The organism is Streptomyces sp. NRRL B-1347, assembly GCF_000720325.1.
In the GTDB taxonomy this organism is placed as follows: domain Bacteria; phylum Actinomycetota; class Actinomycetes; order Streptomycetales; family Streptomycetaceae; genus Streptomyces.
Window position 1 is genome coordinate 72,290 of sequence record NZ_JOJM01000063.1, and the last position, 21,549, is coordinate 93,838.

A 21,549-nucleotide genomic window follows, 5' to 3' on the forward strand; every position below is an offset into this window, starting at 1 on the left:
GGGGAACAGCGGAAGAGGGGGCGGCCTCAGCCGCGGGCCAGCGCCTCCAGGACCCGCTCGGCGACGGCCGCGGGGTTCGTGGCGGACAGCAGGTGGCCGCCGGGCAGCGACGTCACCTCGCAGCGGCCCCGGGTGTGCGCGGCCCACGCCTCCAGACGGGTAAGCGCGGTGTCCTCGGTCCCGGCGAGCACGGTCAGGTTCCCGGCCGCGGCGCTCCCGCGGACGAGGTCGATGCACGACTGGCCGAGGTTCAGATCGGCGCGGATCAACGGGTAGGCGCCCGCGGCGAGTTCGGGGTCGCTGATCACCTCCGGGGGGATCTCTCCCCCCATCGCGCGCAGCGCGGCGACCGCGGACTCGATGGAGTCGAGGCCCTCGACGTCGATGCGATCGCGCACCGAGGGCGGGGAGTTGGACGCGGCGAGCAGCAGCGGGGGCCGCTCCTGCTTCAGGACGTCCGCCACGCCCAGGGCGAGGTAGGCGCCGAGGCTCTCGCCGTACAGGGCGTCGAGCGGGGTGTCGATCCGTGCGACGAGGTCCGCGACGGCCTCGGTGGCGTCGGTGAGCGGGGCCTCCTGGTAGCGGCGGCCGTGGCCGGGCAGCTCCAGGGCGTGGAAGGCGACCCGGTCGCCGAGCTCCCGCCGCAGGCGGCGGAAGTAGCCCGCTCCGCAGCAGGACGGCGGGATGAAGGCGACCGCGGGTCGGGGTGTGCTCGGTGTGGTCACGGTGGTGCAGTCCCCCGGGTGGCATCGCGGGGGCCGCCGCGGGCGCGAAGCTCCGGCGGGCGGCCCGGCTGTGATCGGCAGTTGGTGGTGCTGTGCCCCTGGCGCCGCACCGGTGTGCCCCGGCACAGCGCCCAAGTGACGACCCGCGGCCGGGGCGGGGCCGCGGGTCGTCACCTCTCCGACGCGCCGCTGGGCTGCGGCGCGGGGCTCGTCGCCGTCGGGGTTACGCGGGCAGGTACTTCGTGCCGCGCAGCGTCTCCGTGGCGATCTTGTTGTGGCCGTACTCGTCGCGGCCGCGGGCCAGTACGGCCGACCACTTGTCCAGCGAGATGTTCCCGCCGTACTCCTCGATGTGGTCGGTGCCGGGGTAGATCTGGACCGAGGTGGGCACGTAACGCGTCGCGAAGCCCATGCGGTAGTTCTTACCGGTGGCGATGTTCGGCAGCGAGGCGTGCATCAGGGTGGACCAGAAGATGATGCACTGGCCCTTCTCCATCTCGAAGGCGACCGCGTCGTCCTCGTTGGGCTTCCAGTTCGGGTCCTTCTGCAGCTGCCGGTAGTCGTACCCGAAGAAGCCGCGCGGAACGCCGTCCTTGACCTCGGAGTTGATGCGCCCCTCGTTGTAGTCCATCTGCTTGGTCTCGTCGTAGTTCATCTGGTGCTGCGTGCCGGGGATGACCTGCAGACAGCCGTTCTCGCGGTTGGACTCGGTGAACGCGGTCCACACGGTGAGCGTGCCGGCGCCGAACGAGTCCTCGGACTCACCGGGCCACAGCAGCTGCGGCTTGCCGCTGGCGTTGGCGAAGGTGTCCGCCTGGTGCCAGTCGGTGCCCTCGTCGCCGGGGTACTTCGGGAAGAACTCCGAACGCCAGCACAGCAGGTCCGGGCCGAGGATCGAGGCCACGCGGTCGGTGATCCGCTGGTTCATGACGTGCCGCGCCAGCAGGTCGACGTCCAGGTGCCGGTCGTAGTTGAAGATGTTCGGGGCGCCGACGCCCTTGTCCACCTCCGGGTACGCGGCGTGGGACCGGTCGAGCGTCTCGCGCTGGACGGTCTTCCACATCTGGTCCATCTCTTCGGGCGTGTAGATGGTGAGCGGACCGATGTAGCCGTTCTTGCGGAAGAACGCGAGTTCTTCGTCCGACAGCGAGAACTCCGTACGCACGGGGCTGCTGGTCATGTCTGGTGACTCCCTTTACTTACTGGTCGGCGCGGTGTTGTCGATCGGCTGAGCGGCGACGAGCGCCGCGGCCAGGGTCCCGTCGTACGTCGTCTTCATGTCGAGGACGATGCCGAACGAGTCCCCGAGGAAGACGTTCAGCTTCGAGAAGGTCAGCGAGTGGCCGCCGATGTCGAGGAAGTTGTCGGAGCCACTGATCTCCTGGTCGTCCAACTCGGTACGCAGCCACTTCAGAGCCGACTGCTCCACATCCGCTGCACTCACTGCGCGAGCTTCCTTTTCGTTAGTTGCTGAACCCTGCATGGGGGCGCCCTTCTTTTGATCTCTCCGTGTGCGGTGTGAGCGGTCCTGAACCGGCACGCCCTGCGTGCGGCGGGTGCCGGAAGTCCGAATGACAATCGAACGGCGTGCAGCCGGAACCAGTGATTTCCGGGACGGCAGGACGACAGCCCTCCCCATCGATTCACGCCCCTGACGAAATCGGAAGTCCAGTAAGCGGACTCATCGATTCAAGAAAAGCATGTATCATAAAACCTTCTGGCCCCTTCGCCTGGCCGAGCGTAATGCCACTTCCCTATGGGCTTCCAGAGTCCGGAACCCGGCAGGCATCGACAGCACTCGAAAAAACGCATTGCTGCCTCCTGCACGGAAGTTGCCCAAAAGGGAAAATGATGTTCATCGACCACGGTTGTTCGTCACGTTAGACCGGCCGACGGAATCCCTACAAGACTTTCTGAGCGATATCGCGCCAGAGGTGACTTGTTGTTCACCCCGAATGGAATGTCCCGCTGACGGGACGGACGGGACACCCGGCCGCGACCGCACGTCCCGCACCGTCCGGCACGCCGCGCAAACCCCGCGCCCCGCGCGGCCGCCGAAGCGTTGACAATCCCGTTTCGCCCCGGAGATGTTGAGGGGTTGGGCTCCAACAGCTGTGGCCGGGCCCCCACCCAAGTGGGGGCCCGGCCACAGCTGTTGGAGCGGCTAGAGCGGCGTGGTCGCGTCGGGCGCGAAGGGGGCGCCGTGCCCGGGCACGATCAGGTCCGCCACCGCCACGACCCGGCGCCGGGAGGCGCGCAGGACGTCGCGGTCGGGGGCGACGGGGTCGTCCGCCGGGCCCGCCGCGTGCCACCACAGGTCACCGGCGAAGGCCACCACGCCGTCGGCCGTGCCCGCGAGCAGCGTGATGTCCTCGGGGCTGTGCCCGGGAGTGCGGATCAGCCGCAGCGACGGGGTGAGTTCGTGCCCCTCGGCATCCCGGTTGCGCCACTGGTCGCCGAGGTACTCCACCTTGTGGTCGTGGACCCGGGCGCGCCGGAACAGGCCCGCGTTCATGACGTTGTCCGGGTGGTGGTGGCTGAGCACCACGTCGGTGATGTCGTCGGGGCCGAGCCCGAGTCCGGCGAGCGGGCCGAGGATGTCGTCGGTGCTCGCCACCATGCCCGGGTCGAAGACGAAGTGGCGGCCCGCGTCGGAGACGTAGGAGACGGTCGCGGCGACGCCGGGGCCCGTGGAGCCCACGTAGCCGGTGGTCAGGATCGTGTACGCGGCGCTGCGGCCGGGCGGTGCGTCTGTCATGCCCTCCATCCTTCCGAGCAGGTCAGCGGCCCACGAGTGGCAGTACTGCCGACGATCGCAGGATTCGTGCCACATGGCACACTGCCCCCCGTGCCGCCCTTCACCAACGTCGCCGCCTACGCTCCGCCCGGGGTCGGCATGCTCGCCGTCGGCGTCGTCGCCGAGGTGTTCGCTCCGCACGGCGCGGGCCTGCCCGCCTTCGACTTCGCGCTCTGCGCCGACCGGCCGGGCCCCGTCACCACCGACGTCGGCGTGCCGGTCACCGTCGCGCACGGCCTGGACCGGCTCGCCGCCGCCGAGCTGCTGATCGCCCTGCCGTCGGCCGGATTCCGCACTCCTCCCGGACCCGCCGTGCTCGACGCCCTGACGGCCGCCCACGAGCGCGGGGCGCTGGTCGCGGCCCACTGCGTCGGCGCGTTCGCGCTCGCGGCGGCCGGTCTGCTCGACGGCCTGCGGGCGACCACGCACTGGCGGTTCGCCGAACTCCTCGCCCGCCGCCACCCGGACGTCAGCGTCGAGTCCGACGCCCTGTACGTCGACGAGGGGCGCATCGTCACGGGCGCGGGGGCGGCCGCGGGCTTCGACATGTGCCTCCACCTGCTGCGGCGCGAGCACGGCGCGGCCCTCGCCAACACCGTCGCCCGTGACATGGTGCTGCCCTCCCACCGCGACGGCGGGCAGGCCCAGTACCTCGCCGCGCCGGTCCCCGAGGACGCCCGGGACGAGCGGCTCGCCGACGTGCTCGCCTGGGCCCGCGCACACCTCCACGAGCCGCTTCCCGTCGCGGAGTTGGCCCGGCGCGCCATGATGAGCAAGCGCTCCTTCGCCCGGCGCTTCACCGCAGCGACCGGCACCACCCCGCACGCCTGGCTGCGGAACCTGCGCCTGAGCGGCGCCGAGGAGCTCCTGGAGACCACGGACCTGCCGGTCGAGGAGATCGCCCGCCGGGTCGGCTACGGCAGCGCCGCCGTGCTGCGCGAGCAGTTCGTACGCCGCCGGGGCGTGCCGCCCCGCTCCTACCGCCGCGCCTTCACCAACGCGCCGTAGCGGCGCGGTGGACGGGCGCGGCACCGGCGCACCGCAGGACCGGCCCCGCTCACTTCCGGCACAGCTGGGCGTCCACGAGCGCGTCGGCCTTGGCGAAGGCGTCCTTGGTGGGTTCCCTGTTGGCGGTGACGGCGACCGTGGCGGCGCGGCCGTCCTCGGTGACGCCGGGGTAGGTGTAGTAGCCGGGGATGCTCCCGCCGTGCCCCCACATCGCTCCCCCGCAGCTGAGCGGCGTGCGGATCAGGCCGAGTCCGTACCGCACCCCCTTCACCTGGCTGAAGCCGTCGGGCACCTTGACCGTGGTGCGCATCTGGGCGAGCTGCGCGGGCTTCAGGAGCTTGCCGTCGAGCAGCGCGGAGAAGAACCGGTTCAGGTCGCCGGGGGTGGAGATCAGCTGCCCCGCGGCCCAGCCCCAGGAGGGGTCGATCCTCGTGACGTCCGTCAGCCGCGCCCCGGGCCTGACCGCGTCGTAGGCGCGGGGGTGCGGGCCCCGGATGCCCTCGTCGCCCACGCCGGGGAAGTAGGTGTCGCGCAGGCCGACGCGGTCGATGACCCGCTCGGTGAGCTGCTCGGCCAGCGGCCGCCCGGTGACCTTCTCGATCAGCAGTCCCGCGACGACGTAGTTGGTGTTGCTGTACGCCCATCCGTCGCCGGGGGCGAAGTCGGCCTTGTGCTTCAGCGCGATGTCGAGCAGGTCGCGGGGCTGGTAGTAGGTGTGGCGGGCCTTGCCGAAGACGTCCTTGAGTATGTGGACGGTGTATTCGGGCAGTCCGCTGGTGTGCTGGAGCAGCTGGCGGACCTTGATGTCCCGGCCGTCGATGCCGTCGCCGCGCAGCAGCTCCGGCAGGTACTTCTCGACGGGCGCGTCCAGGTCGACCTTGCCCTCGCCGACCAGCTGGAGGACGACCGTCGCGGTGAACGTCTTGGTGTTGCTGCCCGCGCGCACCCGCCCGTCGACCGGCACCTTCCCCTTCGTCCGCACGTCCGCGACACCGGCCGTGTAGTCGCGCGCACGCCCGTCGCGGCCGACCGTGGCGGCCAGCGCCGCGGGGAACTTCGCGTCGGTCACCAGGCGCTCCACGTCCTTGCGCACGGCGTCACGCGGGCCGTGGGACGACGCCGCGGAGGCGGGCAGCGCGCCCGCCGCGCCCAGGGCGGCGGCAAGGACCGCCACCGCCGCGACGGCCCGCCGCCGGGACGACGACGCCGAGCGCGCACGCGGGGAGGAGCGGCCGCAACGGTCGGGTGCCGCATCGGTTGCCACATCGGTTGCCGATCGGTCGATCACAGTGAACTCCCTTGGAAGGACAGGATGGTGGGGCCGGAACCCCGACCCGTTCATCCTGTGCGTCCAAGATCGACACCACCATCCGGACAGCCCCCGCCCTTCCTGTGGGAGCCCGCTCCCTGTCCCTGGGAGACCGCTCCCCCGCCGTGGGACCGCGCTCCCGTCCGCGGCCCGTCGGAGCCGGAGTCGAGCGGCCGCGGCCAGGGCGTCACCGTCGCCCGCTCGACCCGTCCCAGGAGCGCCGTGCGGCTCAGAGGGACACGGGGGCCGCGTCCGTTGCCTCGGCCCCGCGCGGGTGCTGCCCTCTCCCGAATCCGGCCGGTGTCTCCCCGACCCCTGGGTGACCTCACCCTGACGAATGCGGCGGGGGCCGCGCTATGGGAGTTCCGCTCACCGGAACACCCGCGCGGCCCCCGCGTACGGAAGCCGGCGTTCAGTAACGCAGCAGTGCCGAGCGCGCCGCCACCTCGCGCGGCGGCATCCGCGTCAGACGGCTCTCGATGGCGGCGGACGCGGCGGCCGTCGCGGCCGCGACCTGCGTGAGCTGCTGCCGCGCGGGCACCACGGCGGCGAGGGACGCCACCGTGAGCCCGTCCGGCGCCCGCACGGGCATGGCGACGCAGGACACGCCCTCCTGGATCTGCTCGCGGTCCAGGACCGGGCCGCGCGGGCCGTCGGTGAACACCCGCCCCGCGGCCGTGTCCAGCGGGAAGCTCATGCCGTTGCGCACCGGCACCACGCCCTCGACCCGGCCGGGCACCGAGGCCACGGTCAGGGCCAGCTCGTCGCGCAGCACGGTCAGCACGACGCTGGCGCCGGTCGAGGCGCGCAGCCGGTGCACCGGAATGCGGGCGGCGGCGCGCAGCCCCGGGTAGGGCTGCCAGGCCTGGCCGAGCCGGAAGAGCTGCGGCCCGACGGCGTAGCGGTTGCCCCTGCGCTCCACGGCGCCGAGCAGGCCCAGCTGGTCGAGGAGGCGGTGCGCGCTGCCCTTGGGCAGCGCGCAGGCGAGGGCGAGCTCGGTGAGGCCGGCCTCGCCGCCGCGGCGGCGCAGGGCGTCGAGCAGGGCGAAGGCTCCGACGAGCACCCCCCTGCCCTGCTGAAGGGATGCTCCCTGATCATTCGGTGGCGCCGCCTCCCCGTCGGGCCGCGGTTCCTTGCCCAGTTCCTGGCGGATTTCCTGGCGGAGTTCCTGGCGGGGCGCCCCCCGTTTCGACGTGCCCCGCCCGCGTGCGGGCATGGCTGATGACAGTCCTGTCCCTGGCATGGTCGTTCCCCCGTTTCGCACACCCGTGACCCCCTGGCGAGGTCGCGGGCAACTGGCCATGCTGCGGTGCGACGCGGCCGGACCGCCAGATGAGATTGCGCCGACTACCGGCCACCCACGGCAGGCGCGTGCGGCACACCCGCCCCACCCGTCGCAGGAGCGATCGCGCAAAGCCTGGTGACGCGTCCGCCCGGCGCTCGGCGCGCGTGGAGGGCGGGCGGCGTGAACGTCCCGCTCATCGGGCTCCCGAGGCGCTATGAACGGGACGTATACACAGCATGTATAGTGCGCGCATGCGTCCGATAGCCACTCCGTACCGCAAGATGACGAACACAGGGAAGAGGTTGCTCCCGCGCACCAGGTTCGCCGGTGCCGCGCTCGCCGCGAGCGTGGCGGCCGCTCTCGCCCTCACCGGCTGCACCAAGCTCGACACCGTCTCCCCGAGCTCCGTCCGCAAGGACGCTGCGGACGCGAAGGGCAAGGACCGGGCCGCCTTCGGCACCGTCGACTGCCGCAAGGCCAAGTGCATCGCGCTCACCTTCGACGCGGGCCCCAGTGAGAACACCCCGCGCCTGCTGAAGATCCTCAAGAAGGAGAAGGTGCCCGCGACCTTCTTCACGCTCGGCAAGAACCACATCGTGAAGTACCCCGAGCTGGTCAAGCAGATGGACCGCGAGGGGCACGAGGTGGCGAGCCACACCTGGTCGCACAAGATCCTCACCAAGATCAAGCCCGCGGAGGCACGCGCGGAGCTGGAGCGCCCGAACAAGGCGATCGAGAAGCTCATCGGCAAGAAGCCGACGCTGATGCGGCCCCCGCAGGGCCGCACGAACGACACCGTCAACAAGATCTCCCGCGAGCTCGGCCTGGCCGAGATCCTCTGGACGGTGACGGCGAAGGACTACACGACCGAGGACTCCGCGCTGATCCAGAAGCGGGTGCTCGAACAGTCGGGCCGCGACGGCATCATCCTGCTGCACGACATCTACAAGGGCACCGTGCCCGCCGTGCCCGGCATCATCACCGAGCTGAAGAAGCGCGGCTACGTCTTCGTCACCGTGCCCCAGCTCCTCGCGCCGGGCAAGGCCGAGCCGGGCAAGGTCTACCGCTGACGGGCCGCCTCACCGGGCGAGGCGCCCTCACCAGGTGAGGTGCAGGGCCTCCGGGGCGCGGTGGATGAGCGTGGGCCGCATCGTGACCGGAGGACCGTCCTCGGCGATCCGCAGCCCCGGGAACCGGCGTATGAACAGCTCAAGGGTCAACCGCACCTGCTCCCGGGCCAGTTGGGCCCCGGGGCAGGCGTGCGCGCCGAGGCCGAAGGCGACGTGCCGGGCGACGGCGGGCCGGGTGATGTCGAAGACGTCGGGGCGCGGATAGCGCGCGTCGTCGCGGCCCGCCGCGCCGAAGGCGACCAGGAGCTCCGCGCCCACGGGCAGCTCGGTGCCCGCGAGCGTCGCGGGCCGCGTGGTGACGCGCCGGAACGCCTGCAGCGCGGCGTCGAAGCGGGCCGTCTCCTCGATGGCGGCCGGGATCATCCGCTCCGGGTCCGCGCACACCATCCGCCACTGGTCGGGGTGGCTCAGCAGGTGCAGGAACGCCGTGCCGATGAGGGCGGTCGTGGTCAGGTGCCCGGCGAGCAGGAAGTTGTTCAGATGGGCCACGAGCTCGGTGCGCTGGGCGAGCGTGAGCAGCCCCGCCTCGCCCTCCTCCGCGTCGTCCGGCTGCACCAGTGAGGTGACCAGCTCGCTGCACAGGTCGTCGCGCGGCGCGGCGTACCGCTCGCGCACATAGCCGTCCAGGAGGCGCTTGAGGGCGACCATGTCGTGCGCGGCCGCCACCTGCTCCTCCTCGCTCAGCGGCTGGGAGAGCAGCGCCTCGGTGCGGTGCCCGGCCCGCACGACGAGCGGCACGTCCGCCGGGTCGAAGCCGAGGACGTGCCCGATGACCTGGCCCGGCAGGCGCATGGCGTACGCCTCCATCAGCTCCACGCGGCCGTCGTCCGCGAACGCCTCGACGAGCTCCTCGGCGCGCGCGGCCGCGAACGGCAGTGCGGCGGCCACCCGGGCCGGGCCGAGGCCGCGCACGATCGGCGCGCGCAGGCGCTGGTGGGCGAGGCCGTCCGAGGTGACCACCACGCGGCCGCGGGGGCTGCCGCCGTCGCCGTCGGCGAGGACCGCCAGCGCCGCGGGGGACGGCCGCACGCCCCCGCGGACCGCGTTCGCCGACGAGAAGACGTCGGGCCGCCGCAGCACTTCCCGCACGTCGGCGTCCCTGGCGACCAGCCAGGCGCCGAACTCGGGCACGTACGTGAGCCCCTCGGCACTCCTGGCGCGCGCGTACAGCGGATACGGATCGCGCGTCAACTCGTCCACTCTGGCGTGCCGTTGGGGATCCATGCCTCCATGGTGACGCTCCGCACCGGCTCCCGAAACCCGCCGGAGCGGCACGGGCGCGAGGAAGGGCGCACGGAGCCGTGGCTCACGCCACCGAGGTGATGCTGCGGGGCGCGGGGGCGTCGTGGTGGATGGGCGTGTGGGCGCCCGTCAGGGAGCGGCCGCCGCCGCCCCTGCGGTTCGCCACGATCTCCGCGGCGATGGAGAGCGCGGTCTCCTCGGGCGTACGCGCCCCGAGGTCGAGGCCGATCGGGGAGCGGAGCCGGGCCAGCTCCAGGTCCGTGACGCCGACCTCGCGCAGGCGCGCCTCGCGGTCCAGGTGGGTGCGGCGCGAGCCCATCGCGCCGACGTAGGCGACCGGAAGGCGCAGCGCGAGGCGCAGCAGGGGCACGTCGAACTTGGCGTCGTGGGTGAGCACGCACAGCACGGTGCGGCCGTCGACCTCGGTGTCCGCGAGGTACTCGTGCGGCCAGCGCACCACGATCTCGTCGGCCTCGGGGAAGCGGTCGCGGGTGGCGAAGACGGGCCGCGCGTCGCACACGGTGACGTGGTGGCCGAGGAACTTGCCGACCCGTACGAGCGCCGACGCGAAGTCGATCGCACCGAAGACGATCATCCGGGGCGGGGGTACGGAGGATTCGACCAGGACGGTGAGCGGGCGGCCGCAGCGGGAGCCGTCGGCGCCGATCTCCACGGCGGCGGTGCGGCCCGCGTCGAGCAGGGCGCGGGCCTCCGCCGCCACCGTCCGGTCGAGCTCGGGGTGTCCCCCGAGCCCGCCCTCGTGGCCGGGGGACCCGGCCGTCCGCGCGTCGCCGCGCACGAGGAGCGCCCGCCCGAGCAGCTCGTCGGGCCCGGAGGTGATCCGCGCGACCGCCGCCGCCTCGCCCCGGGCCGCGGCGGCGAGGGCGGCGGCGAACACCGGCCGCGCGGGACCGTCCGCGCGGACCGGTGTGATCAGGATGTCGATGACGCCGCCGCAGGTCAGGCCCACGGCGAAGGCGTCCTCGTCGCTGTAGCCGAAGCGTTCGAAGACGGTCTCGCCGTCCTCCAGGGCCTGCTCGCACAGCGCGTAGACGGCGCCCTCGACGCAGCCGCCGGAGACCGAGCCGATCGCCGTGCCGTCACGGTCGACGGCGAGCGCGGCGCCGGGCTGCCGGGGCGCGCTGCCGCTGACGGCCACCACGGTGGCGACCGCGAAGTCGCGCCCCTGCTCGACCCACCGGTGCAGCTCTTCGGCGATGTCCAGCATGTCGGCCTCCTTGGGGTTCGGAACGTGGGGCGGGGTGCCCGGGCGCCTCGCGGACGGCGAAGCGCCTAGTGGACGCCCAGCCAGCTCTCTATCGGGTTGAGGGCGAAGTACACGAGGAAGATCACGGTCAGGCCCCACATGAAGGCCCCGATCTCCCGCGCCTTGCCCTGGGCGACCTTGATGGCGACCCAGCTGATGACGCCCGCGGCCACACCGGTGGTGATGGTGTAGGTGAAGGGCATCAGGACCACGGTCAGGAAGACCGGGATCGCGGTGGCTCGGTCGGCCCAGTCGACGTGCCGGGCGTTCATCATCATCATCGCTCCGATGACGACGAGCGCGGCGGACGCGACCTCCTGCGGGACGATCGCGGTCACCGGCGTGAAGAACAGGCACGCGGCGAAGAACAGACCGGTGACGACCGAGGCCAGGCCCGTGCGGGCGCCCTCGCCCACGCCCGTCGCGGACTCCACGAAGACGGTCTGGCCCGAGCCGCCGGCGACGCCGCCGATCGCGCCGCCCGCGCCGTCGATGAACAGGGCCTTGGACAGGCCGGGCATGCGGCCCTTGTCGTCGGCGAGGTTGGCCTCGGTGCCGACGCCGATGATCGTGGCCATCGCGTCGAAGAAGCCCGCGAGGACCAGGGTGAAGACGATCATGCCGACCGTCATCGCGCCGACCTCGCCCCAGCCGCCGAACTCGACGTCCCCGAAGAGCGAGAAGTCGGGCGTGGAGACGGCGCTGCCGTGCAGTTCGGGGGCGCCGTTGGCCCACTGCTTGGGGTTGATCACGTCCATCGCGTTCAGGGCGACGGCCACGACCGTGCCGGTCACGATGCCGATGAGGATCGCCCCGGGCGTCTCGCGGGCCTGGAGCATGAAGATCAGCAGCAGGGTGCCCGCGAACAGCAGGACGGGCCAGCCGGCCAGCTCACCGGCGGGGCCCAGGGTGAGCGGGGTCGCCTTGCCCTGGTGGACGAAGCCGCCCTTGACCAGGCCGATGATGGCGATGAACAGGCCGATGCCCATGGTGATGCCGTGCTTGAGGGCGAGCGGGATCGCGTTCATGATCAGCTCGCGCAGGCCGGTGACCACCAGGAGCATGATCACGGCGCCGTACATCACGCACATGCCCATGGCCTGCGGCCAGGTCATCTCGGGCGCCACCTGGGAGGCGATCACCCCGGACACCGAGAGCCCGGCCGCCAGGGCGAGCGGCACCTTGCCGACGAAGCCCATGAGCAGGGTGGTGACGGCCGCGGCGAAGGCGGTCGCGGTGATGAGGGCCTTCTGCCCCATCGTGTCGCCCGCGGCGTCCTTGCCGGACAGGATCAGCGGGTTGAGCAGGACGATGTACGCCATCGCCATGAAGGTCGTGATGCCGCCGCGCACCTCGCGCGCGACCGTCGATCCCCGGTGGGATATGTGGAAGTACCGGTCGAGCCAAGACCGCCCGGCGGGGACGCGCGAGCCGCGGCCCGCGTCCTCCGCGGTGGTCTTGGGCTCCAGGGACTGCTGGGTCATGGTGCCTACTCCCAAGGTTCACAGGGGCACCCGCGTGAAGCCGCGGGATTTGGGATGGTGACTGGCTGCACGACCCGGGGGACGGCCCGAGACGAACGGGGGGCTCACAGGGAGCACGAGGACCGCGAGCGGCGCGGCACTTGGAGCTCCGGGCGGTGTGGGCTGAGGGAAGTGTGACGTTCCTGGGAGGCGCACACCGCCCGGAGAGCGGGGGGGGCCGGTCAGGTTCCGGTGAGGTGCTCCGGGCGGACCGGCGTCCTGTTCAGTTCGAGTCCCGTCGCGTTCCTGATGGCGGCGAGGACCGCGGGCGTCGACGACAGGGTCGGGGCCTCGCCGATGCCGCGCAGGCCGTACGGGGCGTGCTCGTCGGCGAGTTCGAGGACGTCGACCGGGATGGTCGGCGTGTCGAGGATGGTCGGGAGCAGGTAGTCCGTGAAGGACGGGTTCCTGACCTTCGCGGTCTTGGGGTCGACGACGATCTCCTCCATCACCGCGATGCCCATGCCCTGGATGGTGCCGCCCTGGATCTGGCCGAGGACGGACAGCGGGTTGAGCGCCTTGCCGACGTCCTGCGCGCAGGCCAGCTCGATGACCTTGACCAGGCCGAGCTCGGTGTCGACCTCGACGACGGCGCGGTGTGCGGCGAAGGAGTACTGGACGTGGCCGTTGCCCTGGCCCGTGCGCAGGTCGAAGGGTTCGGTGGGCCGGTGGCGCCACTCCAGCTCGATGTCGACGGCCTCGCCTTCGAGCACGTCGACGAGGTCGGCCAGGACCTCGCCGCCGTCGGTGACGACCTTGCCGCCCTCCAGGAGGAGTTCGGCGGTGGCCCACGCCGGGTGGTACGTGCCGAACTTCTCCCGGCCGATCTGGAGGACCTTCTCGCGGACGGCCTCGCAGGAGTTCTTGACCGCGCCGCCGGTGACGTACGTCTGGCGCGACGCGGACGTCGAGCCCGCGCTGCCGACCTGGGTGTCGGCCGGGTGGATGGTCACCTGGGTGACGCCCAGCTCGGTGCGGGCGATCTGCGCGTGCACGGTGACGCCGCCCTGGCCGACCTCGGCCATCGCGGTGTGCACGGTGACGACCGGCTCGCCCGCGACGACCTCCATGCGGACCCGGGCGGTCGAGTAGTCGTCGAAGCCCTCGGAGAAGCCGACGTTCTTGATGCCGACCGCGTAGCCGACGCCCCGGACGACGCCCTCGCCGTGCGTGGTGTTGGACAGGCCGCCGGGCAGCTGGCGCACGTCCGAGCCCTCGGTGGTCTCCCACTGGCGCTCGGGCGGCAGCGGCATCGCCTTGACCCGGCGCAGGAGTTCGGCGACCGGGGCCGGCGAGTCCACCGGCTGCCCCGTCGGCATGATCGTGCCCTGCTCCATGGCGTTGAGCTGCCGGAACTCGACGGGGTCCATCCCGAGCGCCGCGGCCAGCTTGTCCATCTGCGCCTCGTACGCGAAGCACGCCTGGACCGCGCCGAAGCCGCGCATGGCGCCGCACGGCGGGTTGTTGCTGTAGAGCGCGATGGCCTCGATCTCCACGTCGTCGACGACGTACGGGCCGACGCTGAGCGAGGAGGCGTTGCCGACCACGGCAGGGGACGCGGAGGCGTACGCTCCGCCGTCCAGGACGATCCGGCACTTCATGTGCGTGAGCTTGCCGTCCTTGGTGGCCCCGTGCTCGTAGTGGAGCTTGGCGGGGTGGCGGTGGACGTGCCCGAAGAAGGACTCGAAGCGGTTGTAGACGATCTTGACGGGCTTGCCGGTGCGCAGCGCGAGGAGGCAGGCGTGGATCTGCATCGACAGGTCCTCGCGGCCGCCGAACGCGCCGCCGACGCCGGCGAGCGTCATCCGCACCTTGTCCTCGGGCAGGCCGAGGACCGGGGCGATCTGCTTGAGGTCCGAGTGCAGCCACTGGGTGGCGACGTACAGGTCGACGCCGCCGTCCTCGCCCGGCACGGCGAGGCCGGACTCGGGGCCGAGGAAGGCCTGGTCCTGCATGCCGAAGGTGTAGTCGCCCGTGACGATCACGTCGGCCCGCCGCGCGGCCGCGGCCGCGTCGCCGCGCACGATCGGCTGGCGGTGCACGATGTTCGGGTGCGGCACGTGGCCCGCGTGGTGGTCGTCGCGGCCCTCGTGCACGAGCACCGCGCCCGGCGCCGTCGCGCTGGCCTCGTCGGTGATGACGGGCAGCTCGCGGTACTCGACCTTGATCTTGGCGGCGGCGCGGCGCGCGGTCTCCGGGTGGTCGGCGGCCACCAGGGCCACCGGCTCGCCGTGGTGGCGGACCTTGCCGTGGGCGAGGACCGGGGTGTCCTGGATCTCCAGGCCGTAGTTCTTCACGTCGGTCGGCAGGTCGTCGTACGTGAGGACCGCGTAGACGCCGGAGGTGGCGAGGGCCTCGCCGGTGTCGATGGAGACGATCTCGGCGTGCGCGACCGGGGAGCGCAGGATCTGGCCCCACAGCATGTCCTCGTGCCACATGTCGGAGGAGTACGCGAACTCGCCGGTGACCTTGAGCGTGCCGTCCGGGCGGAGGGTGGACTCGCCGATGCCGCCCTTGGTCTGCGCCCCCTGGGTGACGTTGGCGGGAATGCCCGTCGTACGGGTGTCGGCCATGTCCTCAGACCTCCTCGGTCTGGCGCGCGGCGGCGAGGCGGACCGCGTCCAGGATCTTCTCGTAGCCCGTGCAGCGGCACAGGTTGCCGGAGAGGGCCTCGCGGATGTCGGCGTCCGACGGGTCCGGGTTGCGCTCCAGCATCTCGTCGGCGGCGACCAGCAGGCCCGGGGTGCAGAAGCCGCACTGGACGGCGCCCGCGTCGATGAACGCCTGCTGGATGGGCGAGAGTTCCGTGCCCTCGCCGGTCTGGGAGTCGGCGGGAGAGGCCTGCCAGCGCTTGGCCTGGTCCAGGGAGACCCCGCAGGCGCCCGAGGCTTCGGCGGCGCAGCCCGCGTGCTCCGCGCGCTGCTTGGCGAAGTCGGCGAGGCCCTCGACGGTGACGACCTCCCGGCCCTCCACCTGCCCGGCCGCGACCAGACAGGCACACACCGGCACGCCGTCGAGGCGGACCGTGCAGGAGCCGCACTCGCCCTGCTCGCAGGCGTTCTTGGAGCCCGGCAGGCCCATGCGCTCGCGCAGCACGTACAGCAGGGACTCGCCCTCCCACACGTCGTCGGCTTCCTGCGGACGGCCGTTGACCGTGAAGTTGACACGCATTACGCGACTCCCTCCGTGCTGCGGCCCGTGCCGCGGTAGGACTCCCAGGTCCAGCCGAGCGTGCGGCGGGCCATGATGCCGACGGCGTGGCGGCGGTAGCTCGCGGTGCCGCGGACGTCGTCGATGGGGTTGGCGGCGCCCGAGGCGAGCTCCGCGAACTGCTTGGCGACCGACGGGGTGATGATCTTCTTGCTGTCCCAGAAGCCGCCCTCCTCCAGGGCCGCGTTCAGGAACTCCTCGGCGGCCTTCGCCCGGATCGGGGTGGGAGCGGCCGAGCCGATGCCGGTGCGCACGGTGCGGGTCCCGGGGTGCAGCGCGATGCCGAAGGCGCACACGGCGATGACCATCGCGTTGCGGGTGCCGACCTTCGAGTACTGCTGCGGTCCTTCCGCCTTCTTGATGTGCACGGCGCTGATCAGCTCGTCGGGGGCGAGCGCGTTGCGCTTCACGCCGGTGTAGAAGTCGTCGATCGGGATCAGCCGGGTGCCGCGCACGGACTCCACCTCGACCTCGGCGCCCGCGGCGAGGAGCGCCGGGTGGGCGTCGCCGGCCGGGGACGCGGTGCCCAGGTTGCCGCCGACGCCGCCGCGGTTGCGGATCTGCGGCGATGCCACGGTGTGCGAGGCGAGCGCGAGACCGGGCAGCTCGGCGCGCAGGTTCTCCATGATGTCGGTGTACGGAACGGAGGCGCCGAGCCGGACGGTGTCCTCGCCGACCTCCCACTCCCGCAGCTCACCGATGCGGCCCAGGTCCAGGAGGTACTCCGGCCGCCGGTGGTCGAAGTTGATCTCGACCATGACGTCGGTGCCACCCGCGATCGGCACAGCCGTGGGGTGCTCGGCCTTCGCGGCGAGCGCCTCCTCCCAGCTGGCGGGGCGAAGGAAGTCCATGAGTGGCTCTCTCTTCGTAATCGTGCGTCGTCATCGTGCTCGGTGTGCGTACGCGGTGCTCGTACGCGGTGCGCGCGACCGGTGCTCGTACGTCGCTCTCGTACGTCGTGCTCGTACGCGGTGCTCGGGTACCGGTGGCGGTGCTGCTGATCGTGAACGCCTGTCGCGGCCTTCCGGGGGAAGCGGCTGTCCGCCTTCCGGGTGGAGGCGGGGGCGCGGCTTCCGAGTGGAGGCGATCGATCCGGCCAAGTGGGCCGTTCGCCTCTCGACTGCTCGTTCATGTGCTGTTAACGCGGAGTGGGGCAAGTACACCGCCCGCTCCTCCGATGGGGTCAGTCACCGAAACCATGAAGGAGTTGGCAGGCCAAGCCGCGAGTCTTGTAGATTCATATGAAGAACAGGCCTCAGTAACCTCTTCGGATTCCCCCGGAAACCGCCAGGACACCGGGGCCCACGGCCCCCGGAGCCCCCGGCGCGGCCGGGCGCACACGAAATCGAGACAGATCGGCGGCGACGACACCATGCGGCTGCGCGCACTCCTTGACACCGACGCCCTCGGCCTCAGGCTGCTCGGCGGCGAGGACGAGCTCGACCGCACCGTGCGGGGCGTGATGACCACGGACCTGCGCGACCCCAGCCGCTACCTGGGCGGCGGCGAGCTGGTGCTCACCGGCCTCGCCTGGCGCCGGGACGCCGCCGACACGGAGCCCTTCGTCCGGATCCTCGCGACCGCGGGCGTCGCGGCGCTCGCGGCGGGCGAGGCCGAGCTGGGCGACATCCCCGAGGACCTCGTCGAGGCCTGTGCCCGGCACCGGCTCCCGCTCTTCGCCGTCAACGAGTCGGTGGCGTTCGCGACGATCACCGAGCACGTGGTGCGCCAGGTCTCCGGCGAGCGCGCGGGCGACCTCGCGGCCGTCGTGGACCGGCACCGCCGCCTGATGACGTCGGGCCCCGCGGGCGGCGGCCCGGACGTGGTCCTCGACCTGCTCGGCTCCGACCTGGACCTGCGCGCCTGGGTGCTCTCCCCCGCCGGGCGCGCCATCGCAGGGGCGGCCGCGGGCGCGCCCGGCCTGTCCGCCCGGATCCGCGCGCGGCTCGCCGGGGAGCACCTGGCCGCCGCCCGCACCGGCCGCCGCGGGCCGCACCGGGTGGCCGTGGACGGCCTGACGTACTCGCTGTTCCCCATCCGCTCCAGCGGCCGGGGCAGCGCGAGCGCCTCCCGGGACGTGCGCGAGACCGTGCTCTCCGACTGGCTGCTCGCCGTCGAGGCCGACGCGGGCGACTGGCCCGAGGAGCGGCTTGACCTGCTCCAGGGCGTCACCCAGCTGATCGCCGTGGAGCGGGACCGCAGGGACGCGGCGCGCACGGTGCGCCGCCGCCTGGCGCAGGAGGTCCTCGAACTGGTCCAGACGGGTGCCGCGCCCGCCGAGATCGCCGCGCGCCTGCGAGTCGCGGCGCCGGTGCTGCTCCCCGGGCTCGGCGCGGCCCCGCACTGGCAGGTCGTGGTGGCCCGGGTGGAGTGGGACGACGTGCAGGGCGGGCCCTCGGCCGACGCCGCGGGCGGGCGCCGCGCGGGGATCGAGAGCGGTCCCGTCGCCCAGGCGCTCCTGGAGGAGATCCTCGTCGACCCGGCGACCGCGGGCCCCGACCCGTCCGACCGGATCGCCGTCGCGCACACCGGCGACGAGGCCATCGCGCTCGTGCCGCTGCCCGCGATGTCCCCGGAGGCCGAGGGCGGCGACGCGGGCCTGCTCGCCGACGCGCTCCTCGCCGCCGTGCGCGAGCCCCTCTCGGCGGGCCTCGCCGACGACGGCCGCCTCACCCTCGGCGTCAGCGCGGCCGTGCACTCGGCGGAGGGCCTGCGCGGCGCCCTGGAAGAGGCCCGGCACGCCCGCCGGGTGGCCGCCGCCCGGCCCGGCCGGGTCTGCGCCGCGGGCCACCAGGAGCTGGCCTCCCACGTGCTGCTGCTGCCATTCGTGCCCGACGACGTGCGCCGGGCGTTCACCGCCCGGCTTCTGGATCCGCTGCGCGAGTACGACCGCCGCCACCGGGCGGAGCTCATCCCCACCCTGGAGGCGTTCCTCGACTGCGACGGCTCGTGGACGCGCTGCGCGACCCGGCTGCACCTCCACGTCAACACACTGCGCTACCGCGTGGGCCGAATCGAGCAGTTGACGGGCCGTGACCTCGCCCGCCTGGAAGACAAGCTGGATTTCTTCTTGGCATTGCGGATGAGCTGAGCCGCGCGCGCGGGCGCGAGCCGGTCGGCCCGGCCCAAAACGACACCATCCGCCTCCCCCAACTTTGTGAAATCCTTCACCCACCCTCTTGGCCAGGCGCGCCGATCCGTGCTGAGATTCGCCCACGACTCAACAGCTCAATGGTGCGCTAGGGGAGGGCAACGTGGCGCATACCGCCATGTCTGGTACGGGAAATGGCTCAGGGCACGATCCACTCCAGACCGCGGTATGGCGGCTGCGCTCGCGCGGCTGCTGGACCGACGCCGCAGCACTGCTCGCGACCCGGGAGGGCGCGGCCGCCGCGCTCCAGAGAACCTCCCTGCTCGTCGAGCGCTGCCTGTTCACCGGGGAGGGGTGGGGCGAGGCCGAGGACAGCCTGCGGACGGCGGAGGCCGTCGCCGACGATGACGACGCGCGCGGCGCCGCCGCCTGCGAGCGCGGCCAACTCGCCTACGCCGCAACTGTGTTGGGGGTACGTGACCGGGCCGACGAGGCCCGCACCGCGCTCGGCCGCGCCGCCGCGCTGCTCGCGCCCGGGGCGATCGGGCGGGCCCTCCTGGACTTCCGGCGCGGCCTGGTCGCGGAGCACCTCGCCGACTCGCCGCAGGCCGCGCGGGCCGCGTACCGGCGCGCCCACGCCGGGGCCACCGCGCACGAGGACTCCCTCCTGCTCTCCTTCACCTGGCGGCACCTCGCCGGACTCGCCCTGCGCGAGGGGGAGTTGGCGGAGGCCCGGCACGGCTTCACCGAATCCCTGCGGCTCCGGGAGGAGTTGGGCTTCCTCGTCGGCACGGCCCCGGCACTCGCCGCCCTCGCCGACGCCGAGCCCGAACCCGAGGCCTCCCGCCTCCGCGCCGAGGCCACCCGCCTCTTCCGCCTCCTCGGCAACGTCCCCTCCTGGCTGGCCCCCCAACTGACCCCACCGGCCCCGGCGGCCTAACCCACGCGGCGCGCCCCAGACCCGCCCCTTCCCGCTCCGGGGGGCTCCGCCCCCCGTACCCCCCGTTTGTCGGCGCTCCGCGCCTCGTCCTCAAACGCCGGACGGGCTGGATGGTTGCCGGTGCGGACCGGATCTCGTCCGCGGATCCGCGGAAAGCGTCCGGCCCGCACCGAGGTCATTCAGCCCGTCCGGCGTTTGAGGACGAGCGCGTCAGCGCGACAAGGCGCGGCTCAGCCGTTGCCCGCGAAGTGCTCCCGCACCAGGGACTGCACCACGCCCAGGTCGCCCGCGACCAGCGCGTCGAGGAGGGCCGTGTGCTCGGCCGCGTCCGCGACCAGGTCCGCGCGGCGGGCGTGCACGGGCCCGGTGACCAGGGGCCACTGGGACCGCCGGTGCAGATCGTCCGCGACCTGGACGAGCTGCCCGTTGCCGGAGAGCCCGAGCAGGGCCCGGTGGAAGGCCCGGTCCGCGTCCGCGTAGCGGGCCCGGTCACCGGCCGCGGCGGCGGCCACCGTGGCCTCCGCGAGCGGCCGCAGCGCCTCCCACCGCCCAGCGGGCACGCTGCGGGCGAGCCGCAGCATCACCGGCACCTCTATCAGGGCCCGCACCTCGGCCAGCTCCCCGAGCTCCCGCGCCCCGCGCCGCGCGACCCGGAACCCCCGGTTCGGTACGACCTCGACCGCGCCTTCGAGGGCGAGCTGCTGCATGGCCTCGCGCACGGGCGTCGCGGAGACCCCGAAGCGCTCCCCGAGGGCGGGCGCCGAGTACACCTCGCCGGGGGCGAGGTCGCCGTCGACGAGCGCGGCCCGCAGGGCGTCGAGGACCTGGCCGCGCACGGAGCTGCGCCGCACGCCGCCGCGCGTCCCCCGGTCCGCGCCCTCCGCCCCGGCCTGCTCCGGGACCCGCGCGCCGGCGCAGCGGGGGGAGGCCTCCGTCGCACGCGCTCCGGCCCGCTCCACTGTTACCTCCCGCTCCCGCGCTCCCGCGGCCCACCCGTCACGTATGGGATCGCGCCGGACGCAAAACGTACGACCCGAATCATCCGAGAAGCACCTTAGGCGGACCGCACTCCAGTTGAAACCTCGATCATGTTGGGTAAGGTTAGGCTTACCTGCAATCGATCGTGATTCGGCGGTCCCGCATGTCCGTTCCCACCCTGGAGCCCGGCGCCCGGCACACGGCGCCCCGCCACAGCCCCGTCACGGGCTCCTACGCCCGCCTCACCGAGGTGTACCCCGGGCTGCGGATCCAGGAGCTGGCCGAGGACGAACAGGCGCCGCACGGAGACGGCTGGGTCTCCGTCGCCCGGCTCGCCGCGGCCGGTCCGGAGTTCGAGGAGTTCCTCGCCTGGGACGAGGCACAGGTCCTCAAGGACTACGGACAGCGCGCCCGCCCCGACGTCGTGGCCAGCTTCGCGCTGCACCGCTACGCCTGGCCCGCCGTCCTGCTGATCACCGTGCCGTGGTTCCTGCACCGCCGCGTCCCGCGCTACCCCGTGGAGCACGTCTCCTTCCAGCGCGCGCTCGGCACGCTTGCCGTGCGCCCCACCTCCTTCGCCTGTCTGCCGGACGACCCGGCGGCCGGGCTGCCCGGCGCCGTCGTCGTACCGGACGAGGAGGCGCTGCGCGCCGAGGTGCGGGCCGCCGTGGCCGAGCACCTGGGCCCGCTCCTCGACGGCTTCGGGCCGCGCATGCGGCGCCGCGGGCGCGCGCTGTGGGCCATGGCGACGGACGAGATCGTCGAGGGCATCTGGTACGTCGCCCACCTCCTCGGCGAGGAGCAGCGCGCCACCGCCGAGCTGGAGCGGCTGCTCCCCGGCGCCACCAAGCCGTACGTCGGCACGGCCGCGTTCCGTGAGCTGACCGGGCCGAACGGCGAGAAGCTGCCCACCCGCGACCGGGCCAGCTGCTGCATGTTCTACACGCTGAAGCCCGAGGACACCTGCGTCACCTGCCCGCGCATGTGCGACGCGGACCGCGTCGCCAAGCTGGCCGCCACGGCCGCCGCCTGACGCTCTCCGGC

At 72.9% G+C, this 21,549-nt stretch carries 18 protein-coding genes; 5 read left to right on the forward strand and 13 right to left on the reverse strand.

Annotation, left to right across the window (positions count from 1 at the left end; all coding sequences use genetic code 11):
* Nucleotides 1-26 precede the first annotated feature (26 nt).
* From IG74_RS0135845 to IG74_RS0135860, 4 genes are all read right to left on the reverse strand, one after another.
* Nucleotides 27-725: a thioesterase II family protein gene (locus tag IG74_RS0135845; protein ID WP_030685872.1), complete on the reverse strand. Its 699-nt coding sequence runs from the start codon at nt 723-725 to the stop codon at nt 27-29.
* Between the two features lie 223 nt (nt 726-948).
* The gene (locus IG74_RS0135850; RefSeq protein WP_030685873.1) at nt 949-1,905 is read right to left on the reverse strand and encodes a chlorinating enzyme; all 957 of its coding nucleotides are present in this window, start codon (nt 1,903-1,905) and stop codon (nt 949-951) included.
* A gap of 15 nt (nt 1,906-1,920) precedes the next feature.
* A complete protein-coding gene (locus IG74_RS0135855; protein ID WP_158857887.1) occupies nt 1,921-2,169 on the reverse strand; it encodes a phosphopantetheine-binding protein in 249 nt (82 codons plus the stop codon).
* 720 nt (nt 2,170-2,889) lie between these two features.
* Nucleotides 2,890-3,483 carry an MBL fold metallo-hydrolase gene (locus tag IG74_RS0135860; protein WP_030685876.1) on the reverse strand — a complete coding sequence of 198 codons (594 nt, stop codon included), beginning with the start codon at nt 3,481-3,483 and terminating at the stop codon, nt 2,890-2,892.
* Nucleotides 3,484-3,621: 138 nt separating this feature from the next.
* Here IG74_RS0135860 and IG74_RS0135865 point away from each other — a divergent pair, with 138 nt between their 5' ends.
* Nucleotides 3,622-4,530 (forward strand): GlxA family transcriptional regulator, encoded by a 909-nt coding sequence (locus IG74_RS0135865; RefSeq protein ID WP_051856131.1) that lies wholly within the window; start codon nt 3,622-3,624, stop codon nt 4,528-4,530.
* 49 nt (nt 4,531-4,579) lie between these two features.
* Here the strand turns inward: IG74_RS0135865 and IG74_RS0135870 are convergent, their stop codons facing one another.
* On the reverse strand, nt 4,580-5,704 hold the full coding sequence (locus tag IG74_RS0135870; protein ID WP_030685878.1) for a serine hydrolase domain-containing protein: 1,125 nt from the start codon (nt 5,702-5,704) through the stop codon (nt 4,580-4,582).
* 547 nt (nt 5,705-6,251) lie between these two features.
* A complete protein-coding gene (locus IG74_RS0135875) occupies nt 6,252-6,902 on the reverse strand; it encodes an IclR family transcriptional regulator (RefSeq protein ID WP_051856121.1) in 651 nt (216 codons plus the stop codon).
* 503 nt (nt 6,903-7,405) lie between these two features.
* Here IG74_RS0135875 and IG74_RS0135880 point away from each other — a divergent pair.
* Nucleotides 7,406-8,194 (forward strand): polysaccharide deacetylase family protein, encoded by a 789-nt coding sequence (locus tag IG74_RS0135880; RefSeq protein ID WP_051856133.1) that lies wholly within the window; start codon nt 7,406-7,408, stop codon nt 8,192-8,194.
* A 27-nt stretch (nt 8,195-8,221) separates the two neighbouring features.
* Here the strand turns inward: IG74_RS0135880 and IG74_RS0135885 are convergent, their stop codons facing one another.
* From IG74_RS0135885 to IG74_RS0135910, 6 genes are all read right to left on the reverse strand, one after another.
* Nucleotides 8,222-9,478, reverse strand: a complete 1,257-nt coding sequence (locus IG74_RS0135885) for a cytochrome P450 (protein ID WP_030685883.1) — start codon at nt 9,476-9,478, stop codon at nt 8,222-8,224.
* An 82-nt stretch (nt 9,479-9,560) separates the two neighbouring features.
* Complete coding sequence (locus IG74_RS0135890; protein WP_030685885.1) at nt 9,561-10,724, reverse strand: XdhC family protein; 1,164 nt, start codon at nt 10,722-10,724, stop codon at nt 9,561-9,563.
* A gap of 65 nt (nt 10,725-10,789) precedes the next feature.
* Nucleotides 10,790-12,247: an NCS2 family permease gene (locus IG74_RS0135895; protein WP_030685888.1), complete on the reverse strand. Its 1,458-nt coding sequence runs from the start codon at nt 12,245-12,247 to the stop codon at nt 10,790-10,792.
* A gap of 221 nt (nt 12,248-12,468) precedes the next feature.
* Nucleotides 12,469-14,859 (reverse strand): xanthine dehydrogenase family protein molybdopterin-binding subunit, encoded by a 2,391-nt coding sequence (locus tag IG74_RS0135900; protein WP_030685890.1) that lies wholly within the window; start codon nt 14,857-14,859, stop codon nt 12,469-12,471.
* A gap of 4 nt (nt 14,860-14,863) precedes the next feature.
* Complete coding sequence (locus IG74_RS0135905; RefSeq protein ID WP_030685892.1) at nt 14,864-15,457, reverse strand: (2Fe-2S)-binding protein; 594 nt, start codon at nt 15,455-15,457, stop codon at nt 14,864-14,866.
* On the reverse strand, nt 15,457-16,347 hold the full coding sequence (locus IG74_RS0135910; protein ID WP_030685895.1) for an FAD binding domain-containing protein: 891 nt from the start codon (nt 16,345-16,347) through the stop codon (nt 15,457-15,459). The genes IG74_RS0135905 and IG74_RS0135910 overlap by 1 nt, the downstream gene beginning before the upstream one ends.
* A gap of 521 nt (nt 16,348-16,868) precedes the next feature.
* On the opposite strand from IG74_RS0135910, the gene IG74_RS0135915 reads away from it, so the two are divergent.
* Both IG74_RS0135915 and IG74_RS0135920 read left to right on the forward strand, forming a co-directional pair.
* The gene (locus tag IG74_RS0135915; protein WP_030685897.1) at nt 16,869-18,587 is read left to right on the forward strand and encodes a PucR family transcriptional regulator; all 1,719 of its coding nucleotides are present in this window, start codon (nt 16,869-16,871) and stop codon (nt 18,585-18,587) included.
* Nucleotides 18,588-18,750: 163 nt separating this feature from the next.
* Nucleotides 18,751-19,527, forward strand: a complete 777-nt coding sequence (locus IG74_RS0135920) for a hypothetical protein (RefSeq protein WP_030685899.1) — start codon at nt 18,751-18,753, stop codon at nt 19,525-19,527.
* 230 nt (nt 19,528-19,757) lie between these two features.
* Here the strand turns inward: IG74_RS0135920 and IG74_RS0135925 are convergent, their stop codons facing one another.
* Nucleotides 19,758-20,486 (reverse strand): GntR family transcriptional regulator, encoded by a 729-nt coding sequence (locus IG74_RS0135925; protein ID WP_051856124.1) that lies wholly within the window; start codon nt 20,484-20,486, stop codon nt 19,758-19,760.
* A gap of 182 nt (nt 20,487-20,668) precedes the next feature.
* Between IG74_RS0135925 and IG74_RS0135930 the strand changes: the two genes are divergently transcribed.
* The gene (locus IG74_RS0135930; RefSeq protein ID WP_030685903.1) at nt 20,669-21,538 is read left to right on the forward strand and encodes a (2Fe-2S)-binding protein; all 870 of its coding nucleotides are present in this window, start codon (nt 20,669-20,671) and stop codon (nt 21,536-21,538) included.
* The last annotated feature ends 11 nt before the right edge of the window (nt 21,539-21,549 follow it).

What these genes read in the sequence shown, in the direction of transcription:
- IG74_RS0135850 (WP_030685873.1), bottom strand. Translation starts at nt 1,905, where the DNA reads ATGACCAGCAGCCCCGTGCGTACGGAGTTCTCGCTGTCGGACGAAGAA.
- IG74_RS0135860 (WP_030685876.1), bottom strand. Translation starts at nt 3,483, where the DNA reads ATGACAGACGCACCGCCCGGCCGCAGCGCCGCGTACACGATCCTGACC.
- IG74_RS0135865 (WP_051856131.1), top strand. Translation starts at nt 3,622, where the DNA reads ATGCTCGCCGTCGGCGTCGTCGCCGAGGTGTTCGCTCCGCACGGCGCG.
- IG74_RS0135880 (WP_051856133.1), top strand. Translation starts at nt 7,406, where the DNA reads ATGACGAACACAGGGAAGAGGTTGCTCCCGCGCACCAGGTTCGCCGGT.
- IG74_RS0135885 (WP_030685883.1), bottom strand. Translation starts at nt 9,478, where the DNA reads ATGGATCCCCAACGGCACGCCAGAGTGGACGAGTTGACGCGCGATCCG.
- IG74_RS0135890 (WP_030685885.1), bottom strand. Translation starts at nt 10,724, where the DNA reads ATGCTGGACATCGCCGAAGAGCTGCACCGGTGGGTCGAGCAGGGGCGC.
- IG74_RS0135895 (WP_030685888.1), bottom strand. Translation starts at nt 12,247, where the DNA reads ATGACCCAGCAGTCCCTGGAGCCCAAGACCACCGCGGAGGACGCGGGC.
- IG74_RS0135900 (WP_030685890.1), bottom strand. Translation starts at nt 14,859, where the DNA reads ATGGCCGACACCCGTACGACGGGCATTCCCGCCAACGTCACCCAGGGG.
- IG74_RS0135905 (WP_030685892.1), bottom strand. Translation starts at nt 15,457, where the DNA reads ATGCGTGTCAACTTCACGGTCAACGGCCGTCCGCAGGAAGCCGACGAC.
- IG74_RS0135910 (WP_030685895.1), bottom strand. Translation starts at nt 16,347, where the DNA reads ATGGACTTCCTTCGCCCCGCCAGCTGGGAGGAGGCGCTCGCCGCGAAG.
- IG74_RS0135915 (WP_030685897.1), top strand. Translation starts at nt 16,869, where the DNA reads ATGCGGCTGCGCGCACTCCTTGACACCGACGCCCTCGGCCTCAGGCTG.
- IG74_RS0135930 (WP_030685903.1), top strand. Translation starts at nt 20,669, where the DNA reads ATGTCCGTTCCCACCCTGGAGCCCGGCGCCCGGCACACGGCGCCCCGC.